The organism is Hoeflea sp. YIM 152468 (assembly GCF_029210485.1).
GTDB lineage: Bacteria > Pseudomonadota > Alphaproteobacteria > Rhizobiales > Rhizobiaceae > Hoeflea.
In genome coordinates this window covers 17,675-36,336 of sequence record NZ_JARGET010000028.1, presented here as the reverse complement: position 1 = coordinate 36,336, position 18,662 = coordinate 17,675, and the positions used below count along the sequence as shown (strand labels likewise).

At 60.7% G+C, this 18,662-nt stretch carries 21 protein-coding genes; 5 read left to right on the top strand and 16 right to left on the bottom strand.

Annotated features, from left to right (window positions below; genetic code table 11):
- The first annotated feature begins 21 nt into the window (after positions 1-21).
- Complete coding sequence (locus PZ897_RS14785; protein WP_275753271.1) at positions 22-1,266, top strand: DUF3419 family protein; 1,245 nt, start codon at positions 22-24, stop codon at positions 1,264-1,266.
- Positions 1,263-1,937 (top strand): methyltransferase domain-containing protein, encoded by a 675-nt coding sequence (locus PZ897_RS14780; RefSeq protein WP_275753270.1) that lies wholly within the window; start codon positions 1,263-1,265, stop codon positions 1,935-1,937. The genes PZ897_RS14785 and PZ897_RS14780 overlap by 4 nt, the downstream gene beginning before the upstream one ends.
- A 99-nt stretch (positions 1,938-2,036) precedes the next feature.
- Here PZ897_RS14780 and PZ897_RS14775 read toward each other — a convergent pair whose 3' ends face one another.
- Positions 2,037-2,633 carry an HD domain-containing protein gene (locus PZ897_RS14775; RefSeq protein ID WP_275753269.1) on the bottom strand — a complete coding sequence of 199 codons (597 nt, stop codon included), beginning with the start codon at positions 2,631-2,633 and terminating at the stop codon, positions 2,037-2,039.
- Positions 2,630-3,775, bottom strand: a complete 1,146-nt coding sequence (locus tag PZ897_RS14770) for a TauD/TfdA family dioxygenase (protein ID WP_275753268.1) — start codon at positions 3,773-3,775, stop codon at positions 2,630-2,632. The genes PZ897_RS14775 and PZ897_RS14770 overlap by 4 nt, the downstream gene beginning before the upstream one ends.
- A gap of 98 nt (positions 3,776-3,873) precedes the next feature.
- Here PZ897_RS14770 and PZ897_RS14765 point away from each other — a divergent pair, with 98 nt between their 5' ends.
- A complete protein-coding gene (locus tag PZ897_RS14765; RefSeq protein ID WP_275753354.1) occupies positions 3,874-4,746 on the top strand; it encodes a LysR family transcriptional regulator in 873 nt (290 codons plus the stop codon).
- A 43-nt stretch (positions 4,747-4,789) separates the two neighbouring features.
- On the opposite strand, the gene modC is transcribed toward PZ897_RS14765, so the two are convergent.
- The 14 genes from modC to PZ897_RS14695 form a co-directional block, all read right to left on the bottom strand.
- Positions 4,790-5,884, bottom strand: a complete 1,095-nt coding sequence (gene modC, locus PZ897_RS14760) for a molybdenum ABC transporter ATP-binding protein (RefSeq protein ID WP_275753267.1) — start codon at positions 5,882-5,884, stop codon at positions 4,790-4,792.
- On the bottom strand, positions 5,881-6,579 hold the full coding sequence (gene modB, locus PZ897_RS14755) for a molybdate ABC transporter permease subunit (protein WP_275753266.1): 699 nt from the start codon (positions 6,577-6,579) through the stop codon (positions 5,881-5,883). The genes modC and modB overlap by 4 nt, the downstream gene beginning before the upstream one ends.
- Positions 6,572-7,378 (bottom strand): molybdate ABC transporter substrate-binding protein, encoded by an 807-nt coding sequence (gene modA / locus PZ897_RS14750; protein ID WP_275753265.1) that lies wholly within the window; start codon positions 7,376-7,378, stop codon positions 6,572-6,574. Before modA ends, modB begins: the two co-directional genes overlap by 8 nt.
- Before the next feature lie 174 nt (positions 7,379-7,552).
- On the bottom strand, positions 7,553-8,827 hold the full coding sequence (locus tag PZ897_RS14745; protein WP_275753264.1) for an NAD(P)/FAD-dependent oxidoreductase: 1,275 nt from the start codon (positions 8,825-8,827) through the stop codon (positions 7,553-7,555).
- Between the two features lie 29 nt (positions 8,828-8,856).
- Positions 8,857-9,585, bottom strand: a complete 729-nt coding sequence (locus PZ897_RS14740; RefSeq protein WP_275753263.1) for a c-type cytochrome — start codon at positions 9,583-9,585, stop codon at positions 8,857-8,859.
- 38 nt (positions 9,586-9,623) lie between these two features.
- Entirely contained in the window at positions 9,624-10,733 is a 1,110-nt protein-coding gene (locus PZ897_RS14735) for a c-type cytochrome (protein ID WP_275753262.1), read from the bottom strand.
- Positions 10,717-12,000 (bottom strand): sulfite dehydrogenase, encoded by a 1,284-nt coding sequence (soxC, locus tag PZ897_RS14730; protein WP_275753261.1) that lies wholly within the window; start codon positions 11,998-12,000, stop codon positions 10,717-10,719. The genes PZ897_RS14735 and soxC overlap by 17 nt, the downstream gene beginning before the upstream one ends.
- Positions 12,001-12,095: 95 nt before the next feature.
- On the bottom strand, positions 12,096-13,796 hold the full coding sequence (gene soxB / locus PZ897_RS14725; RefSeq protein ID WP_275753260.1) for a thiosulfohydrolase SoxB: 1,701 nt from the start codon (positions 13,794-13,796) through the stop codon (positions 12,096-12,098).
- A 224-nt stretch (positions 13,797-14,020) separates the two neighbouring features.
- Positions 14,021-14,842 carry a sulfur oxidation c-type cytochrome SoxA gene (soxA, locus tag PZ897_RS14720; RefSeq protein WP_275753353.1) on the bottom strand — a complete coding sequence of 274 codons (822 nt, stop codon included), beginning with the start codon at positions 14,840-14,842 and terminating at the stop codon, positions 14,021-14,023.
- Positions 14,843-14,934: 92 nt separating this feature from the next.
- The gene (gene soxZ / locus PZ897_RS14715) at positions 14,935-15,258 is read right to left on the bottom strand and encodes a thiosulfate oxidation carrier complex protein SoxZ (protein WP_275753259.1); all 324 of its coding nucleotides are present in this window, start codon (positions 15,256-15,258) and stop codon (positions 14,935-14,937) included.
- Positions 15,259-15,279: 21 nt separating this feature from the next.
- The gene (gene soxY / locus PZ897_RS14710; protein WP_275753258.1) at positions 15,280-15,735 is read right to left on the bottom strand and encodes a thiosulfate oxidation carrier protein SoxY; all 456 of its coding nucleotides are present in this window, start codon (positions 15,733-15,735) and stop codon (positions 15,280-15,282) included.
- Between the two features lie 25 nt (positions 15,736-15,760).
- Entirely contained in the window at positions 15,761-16,213 is a 453-nt protein-coding gene (gene soxX, locus PZ897_RS14705) for a sulfur oxidation c-type cytochrome SoxX (RefSeq protein WP_275753257.1), read from the bottom strand.
- Between the two features lie 139 nt (positions 16,214-16,352).
- Entirely contained in the window at positions 16,353-16,940 is a 588-nt protein-coding gene (locus PZ897_RS14700; RefSeq protein ID WP_275753256.1) for a thioredoxin family protein, read from the bottom strand.
- A gap of 11 nt (positions 16,941-16,951) precedes the next feature.
- Positions 16,952-17,686 (bottom strand): cytochrome c biogenesis protein CcdA, encoded by a 735-nt coding sequence (locus PZ897_RS14695; protein WP_275753255.1) that lies wholly within the window; start codon positions 17,684-17,686, stop codon positions 16,952-16,954.
- Positions 17,687-17,919: 233 nt separating this feature from the next.
- Here PZ897_RS14695 and PZ897_RS14690 point away from each other — a divergent pair, with 233 nt between their 5' ends.
- Both PZ897_RS14690 and PZ897_RS14685 read left to right on the top strand, forming a co-directional pair.
- Positions 17,920-18,270, top strand: coding sequence for a transcriptional regulator (locus tag PZ897_RS14690; RefSeq protein ID WP_275753254.1), 351 nt, complete (start codon positions 17,920-17,922; stop codon positions 18,268-18,270).
- On the top strand, positions 18,267-18,617 hold the full coding sequence (locus PZ897_RS14685; protein ID WP_275753253.1) for a metalloregulator ArsR/SmtB family transcription factor: 351 nt from the start codon (positions 18,267-18,269) through the stop codon (positions 18,615-18,617). Before PZ897_RS14690 ends, PZ897_RS14685 begins: the two co-directional genes overlap by 4 nt.
- The last annotated feature ends 45 nt before the right edge of the window (positions 18,618-18,662 follow it).

The following is an 18,662-nucleotide window of genomic DNA, read 5'->3' as shown; positions in this document are numbered from 1 at the left end:
CTTCCCACCGGAGCACTCCGAATGAGCATGATTGACACCACAGCGATCGGCGCCCGCATTGACGGCGCTGTCGTGCGCGGCACCGCGCTCTCCTCGACCGGCTTGCTGGAGCGAGCGTTCTCGACGGCTTTCCGCGGTCTGGTTTACCCGCAGATCTGGGAGGATCCGCTGGTCGACATGGAAGCCCTGGCGCTCAGACCCACGGATACGCTGGTCACCATCGCCTCGGGCTCCTGCAACGTTCTGTCCTATCTGAGCGCCGATCCGGCCGAGATCATTGCCGTTGACCTGTCGCCGGCGCATGTGGCGCTGGGCAAGCTCAAACTGGCCGCAGCCACACATCTGCCCGACCACACTTCATTTTCCAACCTGTTTCGCCACGCCAATCTGAAATCCAACATTGCGCTCTATGAGCGCCACATTCGCCCGCACCTTGATTCAAAGACACGCGCCTATTGGGACGGGCGGCAAGCCAATGGCCGTCGTCGTATCAGCCGCTTTAGCCGCGGATTCTACACCACCGGACTGCTCGGCCGGTTCATCTCGGCCGCCCATATCATCGGAAAGGTCTATGGTGTTGACCCGCGCGACTTGCTGCGCATGGACAGCATCGAGAAACAACGAGAGTTCTTTCACACCCGCATGGCGCCTGTGTTCGACAGCCGCAGCTTCAAGGCGCTGACATCGCTGCGCGCCTCGCTGTTCGGGCTTGGCATACCGCCGGCGCAATACGCAGCTTTGGCCGGCGATGGGCCGGATGGCATGGCCGGGGCGCTGAAAGCGCGAACCGAACGGCTGGCGTGCGGTTTTCCGTTGAAGGACAATTACTTTGCCTGGCAGGCTTTTGGGCGCGGTTACCAGGCAGGCGAAACTGCCAGTCTGCCGCCCTATCTCGAAGCCCGCAATTTCCAGGCGATCCGCCGCAATGCGAGCCGCGTGAACATCGTCAATGAGAGCATTACCGTGCTCCTCGCCTCCCGGCCCGCTGCTTCCGTGGACGCCTTCGTGCTGCTGGATGCCCAGGACTGGATGACTGACAGCCAGCTCTGCGAACTCTGGGCCGAGATCACCCGCACCGCGCGCCCCGGCGCGCGCGTCATCTACCGCACTGCCGCCGCAGGCTCTCCATTGCCCGGCCACGTTCCTGACGGCATCCTTGACCAATGGGACTACCGCTCTGAGGAAAGCCTTGAGTTGGGCGCCAAAGACCGGTCTGCGATCTATGGCGGCTTTCATCTGCACGTCAAACGTGAGGCCACCGCGTGAGCACCGCTTCCGCCAATGGCTCTGTGATGGACGACATCTATCGCCGCCAACGCTACCTTTATGATCTGACCCGGCGCTATTATCTGCTCGGCCGCAACGAGCTGATTGCCGCCCTCAAGCCACCACCAAATGGCACTGTGCTGGAAATAGGTTGCGGCACGGCCCGCAACCTGATTCTGACGGCAAAACGCTATCCGGATGCCAGACTCTGCGGCCTCGACATCTCGGCTGAAATGCTCAAATCGGCCGGCGCCATGGTGTCAAGAACCGGCACCGGTGACCGCATCAGCCTTGCCCGGGGGGATGCCACAGCTTTCGATGCGGCAACGCTTTTCGGCATATCCGGATTCGACCGGGTGTTTCTCTCCTACAGCCTGTCGATGATACCGGGCTGGGAAGCCGCTCTTCATCAGGCCGTCCTGGCGGTGAAGCCTGGCGGCGAACTGCATGTCGTGGATTTCGGTCAGCAGGACCGGTTGCCGGGCTGGTTTGGCAAGAGTTTGAAAGCCTGGCTTGCACGCTTTCATGTCACCCCGCGCGAAAACCTCGGACCAGCCATGACAGCCTTGTCAGCCGCGCATCAGGCCGAACTGACACTCTCGCCGATCTATCGTGACTATGCCCGCATCGGAGTTATCCGCTTGCCTCAGGGCCATTACCCGGACCGCTAATGCATGTCGCGCAAAAGTGTGCAGCGGTTTTGCGACAACGACATGCATAAACAAAGTGCCTAAAGCGCGTCACCCGGAACCGGTTTGATGCGACGCGCTTTAGGCTGTCCCCCCGCAATGGGCGTCGACAATCCGCTGCACCATTGGCGCATAGTAGGAAAACGGCTGTGTGGTCAGGTCCGCCTGCTTGCCCGCATCGTCATACAACCGCACGCGGACGATCTCTTCGCAATTGCCATTTTTCTCGAATTCCACCACTTCATCGGCGCTCATCGGACCGCCCTGCAGATTGAGCGAGTGGACTGATGCCGCGGACAGCTTGCCCAGATAGGCGGGATCGGTCGCACACAGATACCGCTTGGCGGCGACGTGGTAGCGCACACAATCGGTGACCAGTGTCGGGAAGAATTGCTCCAGTACGCGCGCGCCCGCTTCCTCGTGATGCCTGTCCTCGACATCGTCCATCGAAAACGTGCCGAACTCCGAGGTGAAATGGCCGATATCGTGCAACAGCGCCGCCACAACGATGATCTCTGCCTCGCCTGCCTGCTCGGCGAAATGCGCGCCTTGCAGCATGTGTTCGGCCATGGTCACCGGCTCTCCGAGATACTCCTCGCCGCCACGGCGGTCGAAAATTCCGGCCAGGAAATCCACGATTGTCTCTGGAGACAAGGTTTGGGAACCGGTATCGCTCATTCCGCCGCCTCCAGGGTTTGCGTTTCCAGCGACGCCAGCGTCGACAACAGGCCATCCTTGTCGGCGTAGCATCCCTGCAACCATCGCGATCCGGCGCCGGAATAGCCCTTGCGGGCATGCAAAACCCGGGTGTTGTCCACCAGGAAGCATTCGCCCGGCGTCAGCTTGAAGGTCACTTCCATGGCAGGATCGTCGATGATTTCGCCAAACCGGCGATAGGCGGCATAATAGGTCTCCATCTGGTCGAACGGCACATCGGTGATCGCAGCCGTCGAGCGGTTGTTGAAGCGCACGCCGATCAACTCGCCATCGGCGGAAAGTTCGATCATCGGACGCCGCGCGCGCAGGCAGACGCCCTTTTCACCGGCATATTCGAACCGGGCGCAATGGCTTGAGAGAACCTCGAACCAGGCCGGATTTTCCGCCTTCAGGCGCAAGGCGGCGGCAAAGCCGTCGACCACCATGTTCTCGCCGCCCTCAGCAGAGTTCTCAAGACAATAAAGGATCTGCACGGTGGGCACCGGATCCCGGTAGGGATTGTCGGTGTGGGCCTGCAATCCCAATCCTGTATAGGCAAGATTGGTCGGATTGACCTCGGTTCGCACCTCGAAATATTTGCCGTAATTGGTTTCCCTGACATACCCGAACAGCGCCGCAACCTTCAACAGCGCTTCCGGTTCCACCGGTCCGCCAGCCATCTTGCCAAATCCGTATGTGCGCATCTGAACCAGCCAGTCGCGCAGGGCCTCGCCGTCAGCCTGTGCCTTATTGAAATCGACGAGCGGAATCCCGGTCATCAGGCCGCTGTCCCATGGCGTGATGTCGGGGCTCAACCAGCCGGCTGCCGGTTCTGCGCCGCTGTCGTAACTGTGCGCCATCAGCCATCCAAGATCATACTCGATGCTCTTGGCTTCGGGTTGGAAATGCAGGCGCAGGGCCGCGCCCTCAAGCCGCGCGTTTTCGACCTTCAGGTCAACCGGGATGTCGCGGAGCGCGATCAACCGCTGGCCGTTTCCGGCCGATCGGGTTTCGGCGTCCCAGGCATTGTCGCGCAGCCAGATGGCGTGAAACCGGGTCCGCGCGCCTGCCTCCGAAATCAGGGTGACAATCTGTCCGTCATCACTCAGTTCTACTGCATACATTGTATTTCATCCCTGTAGCCTTGGCGTTGATGACAGTTATCGCGATCTTTGACATAATCACAATTTAGCATTTCCAACAGTTAGACACGGTTTTGATTATGTCTCTTGGCAAGATTGGCCAGCTTCCGCTGGAATGGGTGCGTGTCTTCGAGGCAGCCGGCCGCACCGGCAGCTTCACCGCTGCGGCCGCCGAAATCGGCTTGACCCAGGCGGCGGTAAGCCAGCGCATCAAAAACCTCGAGCAGCTTGTCGGCGTCAGCCTGTTTTCCCGGCAGCCGCGCGGCGTCATCCTGACCGTGGATGGAGAAGCCTGGCTGCCCTATGTCACCCAGGCCCTGCTGGCGCTCAACCGCAGCGCCGACGAATTGTTCGGCAAGGCACCCGACCGGATCACCCTGTCGGCAAGCGCATCGGTTGCACAGATGTGGATCATTCCCCGCCTCGCAGCCCTGGAGAACAGGCCCAGGTTCCAGATATCGCTGACCACCATGACCATCGAACCGGACTTCGCCAAGGCCAATGCAACCCTCGAAATCCGCTATATACGGCATCCCCGCCCCGAGGGACTGGCCACCCGGCTTTACCGGGAGGCTCTCGTTCCCCTGGCTGCTCCGGCGCTCTTGGAGGCAGGGACGCCCTGGTGGAAACTGCCCCGCATCGCGGTGTCCGGTCCGCGCCCCGGCTGGCAGGAATGGACTGTCCAATCCGGCGATGCCGTTACCGCTGTCCCCAACTACCGGTTTGACAGTTACGTCTCGGCCCACGCCGCCGCAAAGGCTGGGCTTGGCGTAATTCTGGGTTCGATGCCGCTCTCCAGCCAGGATCTGGCCAGCGGCAGCCTGGTGCGTCTGTCGGACAAATCATTGACGCCGGACGCGGGCTACTGGATGACGGCAAGTGAGGACATCCTGGCCCGGAGGCACTGGGTGGAACTTGTCAAAATTCTCTGCGAACCGGATGAACAGACATGAAACCCGAACCCGGTTTCCGGGGCCGGAGAGACACGGCCGCGCCTCACCCGGTTCTGCCGACATTTTGCTGTGCAACCGACACGGTCTTCAGGATGGCAAAGCAGTCGGCTCCCGGCGTGAGCTCCAGTGCCATCGCCGAGCGGCGGGTAATCCGCGCCAGCAACAGGTCTTCACCGGCGCGGAGCTGAACAATCGCGCCCGGCCCGTCACCGAGTCGCACCGCCGTGACCGTGGTTGCAAGGATGTTGAGCGCTGACAGCCCCTCTGGCCGGGTCCGCGACAGGATCACGTCATGGGCCAAAATACGGATACTGACCAGCGCCCCGACAGGAGCTTCAACCCGCGGCAGAAACAGCGGACCCGCTGTCGTTTCAAGCCGTGTCAGCCCGTCCTCTTCCTGCGCCGCGACGGTGGCGCGAAGACTGGCTCCAGCGGTTCTGATCCCCAGCGCAGGCACGCTTTCCGGATCGGAAAGCACCTCCGATGCCGGCCCTGACCGGGTCACGATTCCGTCCTCCATCAGCACCAGCGTCGTTGCCAGCCGCGCCACCTCGGCCATCGAATGGCTGACATAGACGATCGGGATCTCGCTGTGCTCGCACAGCCGCTCGAGATAGGGCAGGATTTCGGCCTTGCGCTCCTCATCAAGCGCCGCCAGCGGTTCGTCCATCAGCAGCAATTGCGGGCTGGCCAGCAGCGCCCGGCCGATCGCCACCCGCTGTTTTTCCCCGCCGGACAGGCTGCCGGGCCGCCGCTCGAGCAGGCCCTCGATCCCCAGCATCGCCACAACACGCTCAAACTCCGCTCTGGTTGCGGCTCCGCCTGGTGCAAACCAGCGGCCGTAGCCAAGATTTTGCTGGACGCTGAGATGGGGAAACAGCCGTCCCTCCTGAAACACATAGCCAAGCCGCCGCTGGTGCACCGGAATCGAGGCGCCGCGCTCGGAATCATAGAGAACCCGGCCCCCGACCGAGATCTGGCCGGCTTCAGGCTTGAACAACCCGGCAATGGCGTTGACCACCGAGGTCTTGCCGGAACCGGAGCGGCCGAACAGCGCGGTTACGCCTGCCGGAGCGGTGAAATCCACATCCAGCACAAAATTTCCGAACCTGTGCAGCAGCCGGACCGAGAAACTCATGATCCCGCTATCCTTCGCGCCACGGCACGGCCGAGCCATTCCGACAGGAACAGCGCCAACAGCGCGATCGCGACCGCGATCAGCACCAGTTGCAGCGCCTGTCCATCACCGCCCGGCACCTGCAGAAAACTGTACACCGCCGACGGCAGTGTTTGCGTCTGACCCGGAATGTTGGAGACGAATGTGATGGTGGCGCCAAATTCTCCCATCGCCTTCGCAAAGGCCAAAATCGCTCCGGCTATGACGCCCGGCAGAATCAGCGGCAAGGTGACGGTGGCAAATATCCAGAGCGGCGATGCGCCCAGTGTCGCTGCCGCCTGTTCCAGTTTCGGATCGACCGCCTCGATGGCGAGGCGTATGGCGCGCACCATCAGCGGAAATGCCATCACCGCCGCCGCCAGTGCGGCCCCGGTCCAGCGAAACGCAAACACCAGCCCAAAGCTCTCTTCCAGGAAGCCGCCAATTGCTCCACGGCGTCCGAATGTCAGCAGCAGCAGATACCCGGTCACCACCGGCGGCAGAATCAACGGCAGATGCACCAGCCCGTTAAGCGCCTGCTTGCCCCAGAACTCATGGCGCGCCAGAGCGTAGGCCACGGCGACACCGGCTGGCAGGCTCAGCACGGTCGCCCAGAACGAAACCTTCAATGACAGGAGAACCGCGCTCCATTGATCAGGCGTGAGCCAGTCAGCCATCGCCCTGCCCGTTCAACGGCCTGAAGCCTTGCGCCCTGAACATATCCGCCGCCGCCGGCCCGCTCAGCGCCTCGAGAAACAGGAGCGCGTCCGGTGCGGACGAAGAGGCGGTCAACGCAGCCGGGTAGATGATCGGCACATGGCTGGTTTGGGCAAACACCGCGATCACGCTGACCGTGTCTTCAGCCACCGCATCACTCGCATAGACAATGCCGAACGGCGCCTCGCCCGACGACACCAGAGCCAGCGCTGCACGCACATTGTCGGTCTGGGCGACCTTTTCCTTCACGGCGTCCCACTGCCCCAGACTGGTCAGTGCCGCCTTGCCGTAGATTCCGGCTGGCACGGACTCGACCAGCGCCATGGCCAGCCGTTGATCCCCGAGCAAACCGGCGAGATCGGCTCCCGCCTCCAGGTCGATCCTGCCTGCGTCGCGGCCATGCGCGATCAGCACCAGGCTGTTGCCGAGCAGGTCAATGCGGGTTTCCGGGCGGATCAGTTCGGCCGATTGGAGATAGTCCATCCAGTCGACCGATGCGGAGATGAAAAGATCGGCTGGCGCGCCCTGTTCGATCTGCCGCGCCAGGCTGGAGCTGCCGGCGTAGGAAACGGTCACGGACCTGCCGGTCCGCCCGCCCCATTCCGTCGCAACCTGATCCAGCGCGGTTTTGAGACTGGCGGCAGCAAACACCAGCACATCATCGGCTTGCGCTGCCACAGGCATCAGCAGGCTTGCCAGCAGCAACGCTCCGGCCAGAGGCCGCGCCAGAAACGGGAACGGGATCGAAAAGTCGGCCATCAAGCTGGCTCCAGACGCGTTATGCTTGCACCGAGATACCAGCGCGACCCGGTCCATGGCAATGGCCCGGTCATGTGCAGGCGCGGCCCGTCTTCCGCGCCAGCTTTGGTACGGGCTGAACGCCGGAAGCGGGCTTGCGCACCGGCTTCCGGCCTCCCACCGTCCCCGCTTCGCCTAGCCGAACATGTCAGCAGTGATGCCGGCATACCAGCCCGCTGACTCCTCGTAATTCGTCTTGCGCACCGCATCCGCTTCGTCCATCTGGCTGACAAAGCCGTGCGTCGAGGCAATTTTGCCCTCGCCGGGCTCATACTGCGCGCCCACCTTGATGCTGTCGTCGGTGTCGATCAGTGACCAGCAGGTGTTGGCGTATCGGGCCGGAAACAGCTTGGAGCCGGTCAGATCGCTGCGAATGGCCATCGCCGCCACCTTGGCCTGGCTGTTGGCGGAGAATGCCGATTTCGGCATGTCTCCGGCGATGGAGGCATCCCCGATAACAAAGACCGCGTCATCAAGGGTCGAGCGCATGCTCGCAGCATCGATCGGGCAATAGCCGCTGTCATCGGTCAATCCGGCCGAGACCGCGATCCCGCCTGCCTTCTGCGCCGGAATGATATTGAGCAAGGCCCCCTTGAAGGTGTCCAGATCGGTCTCGACCACTCCGGCACCGACATCAACCGCACCGATGCCGCCGTGCACATCCGGGCCGTACCATTCGATCATGCCCGGATAGTGCTTCTCCCAGCCTTCCTGAAACACGCCCTGCTTGGAAAATTTGTCCTTCGGATCGAGAATGATCACCTTGGAGTCGGTCAGACCTTTGGTCTTGAGGGCATGGGCCATCATCGACGCCCGCTCGTAAGGGCCTGGCGGACAGCGGTAGGGATTGGGTGGCGCCACGATCAGGATCTGCTGACCGTTCTCGATCTCATCCAGCCTGGCCTTGAGAATCTGGGTCTGAGGCCCGGCCTGCCAGGCATGCGGGGCGGCCTCGGACAACTCTTCCGAATAGCCTTCCACCGAATCCCAGATCAGATCGATGCCGGGCGCAACCACCAGACGGTCATAGGCAATGGAAGCCCCGTCCGCCATCGTCACCGTCTTGGCATCACGATCGACACTGACCGCCATCCCGGTCACCTTGGTGATGCCGTAATTCGATTGCAGCCCGTCATAACTGTGGGTGATGGATTCAAATGTCCGGAACCCACCGACATAGAGATTGGAATAAAAGCAGGTGGTGTAGACATCCGAATTCTCGATCAGCGTGACATCAATGGCGCCGTCGGAATCCTTGGCGATGTAGCGCGCCGCAGTGGCGCCGCCGGCACCGCCGCCAATCACCACCACGCGCGGCTTGCCCTGTGCCCGCAGATAAGTCGGAAGCGTCAGAGCCAACGCACTGGCCCCGGTGAAAAGTCCTAATTGGCGTCTGGTCAATCCAGTCATGGTATCCTCCCGATTGACAGTTTTATGATTCATTGCGGATCAAGCGAACTGAAATAGGCCGCCAACGCTGCGATCTCCTCATTGCCGAGATGTTCCACCCGCAGCTTCATGACCTCGTTGGACCGCACATTGGTCTTGTATTCGAACAGCGACCGGACGAAATACTCCTTCGGCAAACCGACTATCGACGGAATCCCGTCAGCGTGGCCGGTCATCTGGTGGCAGGTAACGCATTCGCCGGACAGATACTCGCCATATTCGGGGTCTCCGTCAATCTTCAGCACAATGTCGGCAAATTCCTGATCCGGTCCCGGGGTCTGCCGGTCGCCGGGTACAGGATCTGCCGCAGGCGCCTGCTGCGTGGCGCTAGCAAGCCAAATGATCAGCGCCCGGCGTTCTCCGGCATCGGCCATGCCGCGAAACGACATCCGGTTGCCCTTGATGAAGTCACGCGGTTTCTCGATATATTGGCTGAGAGTATCCGCGCTCCACACCAGCCCGGATTCACCCGCTGCCCGCATGCTGTCGGAATAGCGGAAACCATCGAGGCTACCTGCTGTGCGACCGAAAAGGCCGTCCAGATGCGGTCCGACCTTGTGCTTCGCCCCCGCTCCGATCTCGTGGCAGGCCGCACATGGTTTGAACAGGTCATCCGAGTGGGCAGAGCCCAAGAGCAAGGATAACACTGCAAAAACAATGGCAGGCACCCGGCACCACACCATCAAGATGCTTGCCTGGTACCTGCGGCTATCTGTCATTTCATCTCTCCTCAAGAGCGCCATCAGGCACTCGACAGTCAGTCGATACCCCCTCCGGCATTTGCATCATCGCCTTCAACGTCCGGCGTCACATCGATGATCTGCGCCCGGGCCGTGATCTTGACCGGCCCCGGCTTGCACTCCGACATGCAGGGCTCCAGCCCCTTGGCATAATGCGGCTCGCTCAACCGGTCGTCGGGGATGAAATTGCCTTCATTCGGCAACCGTACCGAGGTAAAGTTTTGCTTGGAAAGCTCGAACGTCTCGTCGTCAACAATGTCGTTAAGATACAACAGATAAGCGGTCAGCGCATAGACGTCATCATCCGACAGTGACCGGGCATCGCCAAACGGCATGGCGCGGCGGACATAATCGAAAACCGTCGACAGGTAAGGCCAGTAGGAGCCGATGGTCTTGACCGGCCGGTCCTTGAGCAACGTGCCCTGACCACCTGCCAGCACTGGCCAGCGTCCGGCGCCTTCGCCGAAATCACCATGGCAGACAGCACAATTCTCGGCATAGATCGGATCGCCTTCAGCCACGGTGCCCTTGCCCTCCGGCAGTCCGGTCCCGTCAGGGCGAATATCGATGTCCCAGGCTACGATCTCGGCCGGCATTGCCACGCGGCCGAGCCCGAACGCGCCCTTGCTGGCCTCCACCACCATTGTCTCGGGCTCTGCCGCGGGTTCGACTGTTTCCGCCGCAGCCGTCTCCACCGGCTGCTCCTCAACCACCGACCCGGCTTCCGCCGCCTGTGCTGCCGAGAAGGTTTTCAGATAGGCCAGAATATTGGCAAGTTCTTCCTGCTTTTTAAGTCCGGCAAAGGCCATTTTGGTGCCTTTGATCATGTCCTTTGGTTTGGTCAGGAATTCGGTCAGGGATTCCGCGTCCCAAACCAGACCGCCGTCTCCCGCCTCGATCATGGCTTTGGAGTACTTGTATCCTTCCGCGGAACCTGCCTCGCGGCCAAACAGCTCATTCAGCTCCGGACCAACCCGATGCCTGGCGCCTTCGCCCACGGTGTGACAGGCGCTGCATTTCTTGAACACCTTTTCGCCAGCGGCAACATCGCCGTCGGCCAGCGCGGGGCTGGCAAAGACTGCGAACGCCAGTGCGGCAAACGCAGCAGACTTAGGAAACTTCAACATTTTCAACCACCCCGTCGTTGTTGACGTGCCATGTCTGGATGCCATTGTTGTGATAAATCGAGTTGCCGCCACGGGCCGCGCGCAATGCGTTCTTGGTCGGCTGGACCAGGCCCTGATCGTCGATGGCGCGGGACTGCAGCAGCATTTCCGACCCGTCCCAGTTGATGTCGAGATAGAACCGGTGCAGCGCCTTGGGCAGGCTCGGCCCGTCAATCCGCGCCGTTTGCCAGGTGCGGCCGCCATCAATCGTCACGTCGACCCGCTTGATCGTGCCGTTGCCTGACCAGGCCAGTCCGGAAATGACCAAGGGGCCCTTGCCATGGGTGACCGGCGCTTGCGGGCTCGGGCTGGTGATCACCGATTTGACATCCATCACGAATGTGTGCCGCCGGGCCTTTCCGTCAGCCAGCAGATCGGTGTATTTCGAGGTTTCCTCGCGCTGCGCCCACGGCTCGTCGCCGACTTCCAGGCGACGCAGCCATTTGACCCACATATTGCCTTCCCAGCCGGGAACGCACAGCCGGAGCGGATAACCCTGTTCGGTGCGCAGCGCCTCACCGTTCATCTTGAACGCCACCAGACAGTCATCAAGTGCCTTTTCCATCGGGATCGAGCGTGTCATCGCCGACGCATCCGCACCTTCGGCCAGCAGCCACTTGCCATTGGTCTTGACGCCAGCCTCTTCGAGCAGGTAGCGCAACGGCACCCCGGTATAGACCACACAATGGATCATGCCGTGGGTGAACTGGCAGCCATTGAGCTGCGAACCCTTCCATTCCATGCCGCCATTGGCAGCGCATTCGAGGAAGTAGAGCCTGTTTTCCCGTGGGAACCGCTTCAAATCCTCCATGGTGAACACCAGCGGCGTGTCCACCAGCCCGTTGATCATCAACCGGTGATCAGCCGGATCGATCACCGCAGCGCCGCCATGATGGCGCTCGAAACACAAACCGTTGGGCGTAATGATACCGTCAAGCTCGTGCAGCGGCGTGAAGTTGATCGAAGACACCGGATCGGCCGTCAGCCAGGGCACGTTGCGGCGCACGACATTGGCTTCGAACTCCGAAGGCGTGCCGTAAGGCGAGACGTCGACGCCGTCGCCAAGATACCGGTTCCAGTCCTGGATTTCGGTGATCAACGGATCGCCTGCCGCGCGCGCCACCCCGGCACTCGCCGCAACCGCCGCACCGCCCATCAGACCAGCCTTGAGAAAGGCGCGCCGTGACGCAGCCGGGTGTGTCGGTTTGGGTTCAGTCCGGTCTACCATGAGAGCCTCCCGTGGCGCATGTCGAGCATCTGCATCAATGTCTCCGTCGTCATCGCCAAGACCACGCGGCCCCGGCCATTCAAGCCAAAGTGGGATCACAGGACCACGCGCACCGCCGCAGCGTCCGGATCAAGCGAAACCACTGATTTTTTCGTGATGTAGTCTTCCATCAGATCGTAGATGGCAGGTCCTTCGACCCCCTCATTGACCGATGCCCAGCCTCCGACCGTGTAGGTCTTGTCGGCTTCGAGCGGCGCGCCACTCCCGCTGAGGCGCATGTCCGAAATCCGCTGGCCTATGCTGGCTTCCGGTGTACAGGTGTAGGTGAAGCCGCCAACGCGGACCATGTCGCCGCCCTGCTGCAGGAACGGATCCTTGTTGAACAGATTGTCGCAGACATCTTCCATGATGTCCTTGATCTGCGCACCGGTGAACTCCAGCCGGTACACCGCGGGATAGCTCATCGAGGTCTCGGTGTAGAGATCTTCAATGCTGATCTCCGATCCCGGAAGCAGCGTCGTGCCCCAGCGGAAGCCAGGTGACAGGGCGATCTCGGTGTCGCGCTCTTCCATGATTCCCTGACAGATCAGATCGTCCCAGGTGCCGTTGAAATTGCCGCGTCTGTACAACAGGCTGTCGGTCCGGCCGATGATGCGCTGCATCTCGTCTTCGTAAGGAGCGCGGACTTCGGCGATCTTTGCGGCCATCTCCGCGTCGGGCGCAATCACATCGGAAAAGATCGGGATCAGGTTCGAGCTGTAGCCGGCAACCTTGCCATCCTTGACCTCGAGATCGATCCGGCCGAGATATTTGCCGTGTGAGCCCGACGACATCAAAAGCGTGCCCTCGACCTCAAGGGCAACCGGAGTGGCGTCATGGGTGTGGCCGGTGACAATCACATCAAGCCCGGACACCACCGAGGCGATCTTGCGATCAACATCGAAGCCGTTATGCGACAGCATCACCACGATTTCGGCCCCTTCGGCCCGTGCCGTGTCGACATTGGCCTGCAACACCTCGGGACGGATGCCGAAGGACCATTTCGGGAACATCCAGCTGGGATTGGCGATCGGGGTATAGGGCATCGCCTGACCGATGACGGCCACCTTGACGCCACCGCGCTCGAAATAGGCAGTATGCTCGAAGGCCGGCTCGTCCCACTCGGCATCGAATATGTTCGACGCCAGGAATGGATAGCCCATCGCATCGACCAGCTCCAGAAACCGGTCCTCGCCGAAGGTGAATTCCCAATGCCCGGTCATGGCGTCTGGCTTGAGCAGCTTCATGCACGCGACCATGTCCATGCCATTGGTTTTCAGCGAGGTGTAGGACCCCTGCCAGGTGTCTCCGCCATCGAGGAACAAGACCTTGTCCTCGCCGCGCTCAGCGCGGATTGCCTTGACCAGGGTCGCGGTCCGGTCAAGTCCGCCAAGCTGGCCGTAGGTCCGGGCCAGGTCGACATAATCCACCATGGTATGGGCATAGGCAGAGGGGCTGCCCTTCTCGATGTTGAAATAATCGAGGAACTCCTCGGCAACCAGATGCGGCGGCACGCCCGCATAGGCGCCGACGCCGATATTGGTGTCGGGGGGGCGGAAGAACACCGGCTTGAGCTGGGCATGGCAATCGGTGAAGTGCAGCAGCGTGACCTGCCCCTTGGACTCGAATTTGAGAAGGTCATCCTGCGTCAGCTTCTGTTGCGCCAGCGCCCGTGTCGGGTTGGCGCCCAATCCGGCCGCACCCAGCACAAAACCGGCATTCAGCGCATATTGCAGAAAATCTCGCCTGGTATGCATCCCATTCTCCATTTGGGGTGAAAAACGGACAAACGATCCCGCTCCAGCAATTGCCAGAATCCGTATTTTCTCAGTATTTCAATTCGTTAACGCACAACTCTTCAAGTCGTCTTGAGGTCAAGACCGGCGAGTGCGCAGCAACAGCGGCCTGCGGATCCGGTTGATGGCGCCCGCCCATTGCCGTGGTGCCGGAGCCGTAAACACGCCTCCGGCAAGTTCAGAGTCTACTGGCGCACCGACGGCGTTTCGACCGAAAGGCCGGTGCCGCGCCATGTCACATAGGTCTCAAGCGCCATCAGATCGTCCGAAAACGCCTTGGGCTGCTCGGCGCGCGTATCGCGGATACAGCCGCGGAAGCGCTGATGCAGCGATGTCAGGCCGCTCTTGAGCCGGTAGGTCGGGAAGCCATTGACTTGCCCCTGGCTCAAATGGTCGGCGCGGATGAACTTGCCCATGGCCGTTTCATGACAGCTGGCGCAGGCCAGATTGAGCTGGCCGGTGCGGGTGTAATAGACATCCTTGCCCTTTTCCCACCACGACTGCATATCGCCTTCCGTCAGATCAAGCTCCACCGGCATGCCAAGCGACTGATGCTTGATGTAGGCCGTCAGTTCCTGCTGTCCGCCCTTGTTGAAGGCAAGCGCTTCCGCCCCCATCTGCTCCGTGCGGCATTTGTTGATCTGCAGCTCGATGTTGATCGGCTTTTTCGAATCCGCATCCCATTTCGGGAATCGTGCACCCACGCCCTTCATGGTTTCCGCTGCATCATTATGGCAGCTGGCGCAGGACTTGCCTTCCGTGCCTTCGACCGTGTTCCACATCGTTTCGCCGTCCTCGACAGCAATCATGCCGGGATTTTCGATCGTTTCACGCTCGACGTCACGGGTTTCAGCCTCGCGAAAAAGCCAGCCCGACAACACCTCGTCAAAGGGATGCCCTTCGGGCGCCTTTGTCCGGGTGATGATCGGCATGCCGTCGATTTCCAGTGTGTCATCAACGGGCTCGGCCAAAACCGGACCAGAGCCCGCAAAGACGCTCGCCACCATGACTCCCGCTACTAAAAGTCTTTTCATAACAGTCTCCGTCCTCCCGGGATGTGCGGTGCGTGAGCCTCCCCTGCACCGCATCCCTCCCAAAGTTATTTGACTTCGATCGGCGCCTCGGCCTCGTAGACCGATCCGTCATCATCAAGCCAGGTGAACTTGAAAGTCCCGCTGGCCGGCACCTTGGCGTTGAACTCGAAATACGGATTGGCGGAGATCGCCGGATCCAGATCGCATTCAAACACCACCTGCTCATCGAAGGTGCAGGTGAACTTGTTGATGATCTGACGCGGAATGGGATTGCCATCCTTGTCCTTGCGCTGACCGGATTCCATTTCGTGGCTGATCAGAGTCTTGATGGTGATGACCTCACCGGCGGAAGCCGATTTGGGCACCTTGATGCGTGGTTTTGAAGCCATTTTCGTTAATCCTGTCCTGCCTCAGCCGCCGCAGCCGCCGATGGTTACCTTGACCTGCTTCTTGTCCATGAAGAAAGAGCCGTCTTTCATTTTCGCAACCGCGATGACGTTCTGGGTCTTGGCAAGACGCATGCGAGTGGTTGCGAGCGCTTCCCCGCTCATTTCAGTGAAATGAAACGTGGCGACCGCCGGATTGGGGTTGCCGTCCGCCAGGATGATGACCGATTCGACCAGATCATCGCCTTCCATGGCGCTATCCACATTCACCGAGACCGGCACGGTGTTGCCGTTTTCGGCAATTTCCGGCGCAGTCAGGGAGATCTTGCCCTCGGCGGCCGTGGCGCCGCCGGTGAAGTCCATGATCAACTTTTCCGCGTCCTCTGCCGAGGCAAAGGCCGGCGTGATCTGTACGCCGGCGACCGCGAATGCGGCGGCTCCCGCCGTCAGTCCTAAGACATGTCGTCTTGTCAGTTGCATTGGTTTCGAGCTCCTTTGCTCCAGATTAGTCCTTGAGAGTTCCGAGATAGGCCACGACATCCTCGACTTGCTGAGCGGTGAGGATGGTTTTGCCGACAAAAGCCTCGGCCAGATGCTCCCCAACATCCAGCGAATAGAAGCCCGGCATGATGGTCTCGTCGGTGAAGATTTTCTTGGAATTCGTCACGATCGCCCGCAATTGCGCTTCATCCCAGCGGGAGGCAACACCATCGAGCGAGGGGCCGACATCGCCGTGAAACAGCTCGCCCGACATGTCGGAATTGGCATGGCAAGCAAGGCAATTGCCATCTTTGCGGTTCTTGAACGCTTCCGCGCCCGCAACGGGATCCCCTGCCGTTCCGGTCAGCGATGCCACCACCCCGTCATCGGTGAACTCCACCGCCTCGGGCGCGACTTCGCTGGCCATCGCCGCAGTCGACAACGCAAACGCTGCCATCGCCCCCAGTGTAAATTTCATTCGCCTTGTCATTTTGGCGTTCCCTCCTCCGATTGACCGGGCACATGCGGCCCGGATCCGCTCCGATTCCAAGATACTCATACTTTCCCGCACAATCAATGCAAAAATATGATTTCTTGCATGTATACGCAATCACACTTCAGTCCGTGCCAGACTGACCCTTGGCGCGCCGCTCGTTGATGCTGCGCGCATGATACTTCTGAAAGTGCTCGTCGCCCTCGTAGCCCTTTTCGAACACCCACTTGAACATATCGAGAAAAGTCCCCTTTCCGAAGGCCCCGGGCATTGTCGAGACCGCAGCCTGGGCGACGGTCATGCCTTCAGGCGCTTGCTCCGGCAAAAACACCAGCGTCGGGGTAAACACATAGCCCCATTTGCGCGCCGCGGTCTTTTCGGTCAGCACCTCGCCGTCGAGATCGGTCACTTCCTCGTCGCCAAACATGTTGTACTGGACGACCTTGTAATTGGCCTTGATGAACTCGGCGACCTCCGGATCCGAAAGCAGATCCTCATGCATTTTGGTGCAATAGATGCAGCCCCGCTGCTCAAAGATCATCACCAGGCGTTTGCCCTCTTCCCTGGCCGCCTCGATGTCTTCGGCGACGTCACGGAAGGTGAGCGCAAACCAGTCCTGTTTGTGCAGACCATCCTCTCCGATCTCGGCAGACCAGGATTGCACCGACATTGCAGCCAAGGCTGTCAACGCAAGAAAAACACGTCTGATCATGATTTAGACTCCTAGCCAATCGTAGCAAAAGCGGGAAACATCTCAAGCAGCCATTGCGCAATCCGTGACATCTGACCGGTCATGAATAGAATGCCGGTGATCACCAGAAGTACGCCCATAGCCTTCTCGATAACAGCCATATGTTTCTTGATTCGGGTCGAAAACCGGATGAAACGGCTCGCAAAGAACCCGGCGACAACAAAAGGGATGCCGATGCCGAGTGCATACAGGCCAAGCAGCATGGCGCCCTGTCCGGCGCTCTCCTTGGCCGCCGCCATGAACAGGATGGCCGCGAGAATCGGTCCGACACAGGGTGTCCAGCCAAAGGCGAAGGCGAGTCCCATCACATAGGCGCCAACCATACCCGCCGGCTTGCGTGCGACGTTGACCCGCGCCTCGCGATACAGCAGCGCGAAGCGGAACACGCCGAGAAAATGCAACCCCATCAGCAGGATCATGATACCGGCAACAATGGCCAGAACATCGAAGTAGCGGGCCAGCGACTGGCCGATCACGCTTGCGGTTGCACCCAGCGCCACGAACACCGTGGCAAACCCCAGCACAAAGGCGATCGACGCAAGCGCAATTCGCCGCGAAGCCACGTCGTCGGCCTTGGCGTTCTGCACTTCGCTGAAACTCAATCCGGCCAGATAGGCCAGATAGGGCGGCACGATCGGCAGCACGCAGGGCGAAAAGAATGACAGCAATCCCGCCAGAAACGCAGCCCCATATCCGACATCGATCATCTGCCCGTCCTCCTCGGCGCCGCAGCACCACCACCCGGCGGGAAAGCCCCCGCTCGCCTGCACGCCATTGGTGCTTGCATCTTCCGCGCGCCAACTGTCAATTGCACAAAACCAATACCGATTGGTTACAGCGCTTACCCCCGCCAGGCTCCAGCCTGACCAGAATAGGATTGCAAGATATGCAAAATCCAATATATATTGCAATGACTATTTTTAACGGACGGACCAGTGCCATGCTCTCAGGTTTCGCCACCGCACTCGCCCTGTTCATCGGCCTCTCGGCGCCCGCCATGGCGGCGGAAATGATCATGTTCGAACAGCCCGGCTGTGTCTGGTGCATGCGCTTCAACGAAGAGATCGCCCCGGCCTGGCCGAAGACCGAACAAGGCCGCCGCGCGCCCTTGCGCCGGGTCGACATTCACCAACCGCTTCCCGCCGATCTGGCCGGCATTGCCATTGAACGGTTCACGCCGACATTTGTCCTCGTCGATCAGGGCCAGGAGATCGCCCGGCTGCGCGGCTATCCCGGCGATCAGTTCTTCTGGGCGCTGGTGGACGACATGCTGGCAAAGCTGGAACCATGAGCGCCGCTCCGCCGCAAGGACAGGATTTCAACGGGCAGGATCTGGTTGCCCTCGCCGGCCACGCCCGCAAGGCAAGCGACATTCTCAAGGCGCTGTCGCATGAAACCAGATTGCTGATCCTGTGGCTGCTGTCGGAAAGCGAAAAATCCGTCTCCGAACTCGAAGACCTCTTGGAACTGCCGCAGGCCGCGGTGTCGCAGCAATTGGCCCGGCTGCGTCTGGACCACCTCGTCAGTGCCCGCCGCGAAGGCCGTGTGATCCATTATTCGATCGCCAGCACCGACGTCTCTGCCATTGTCGCTTCGCTCTACACGCTGCTTTGTGTTCCAGCCGAGGGCAAGGCCTGACAGCAACCCTGCTTGCATTGATCAGAACCGGTCCATAAGCTGAAT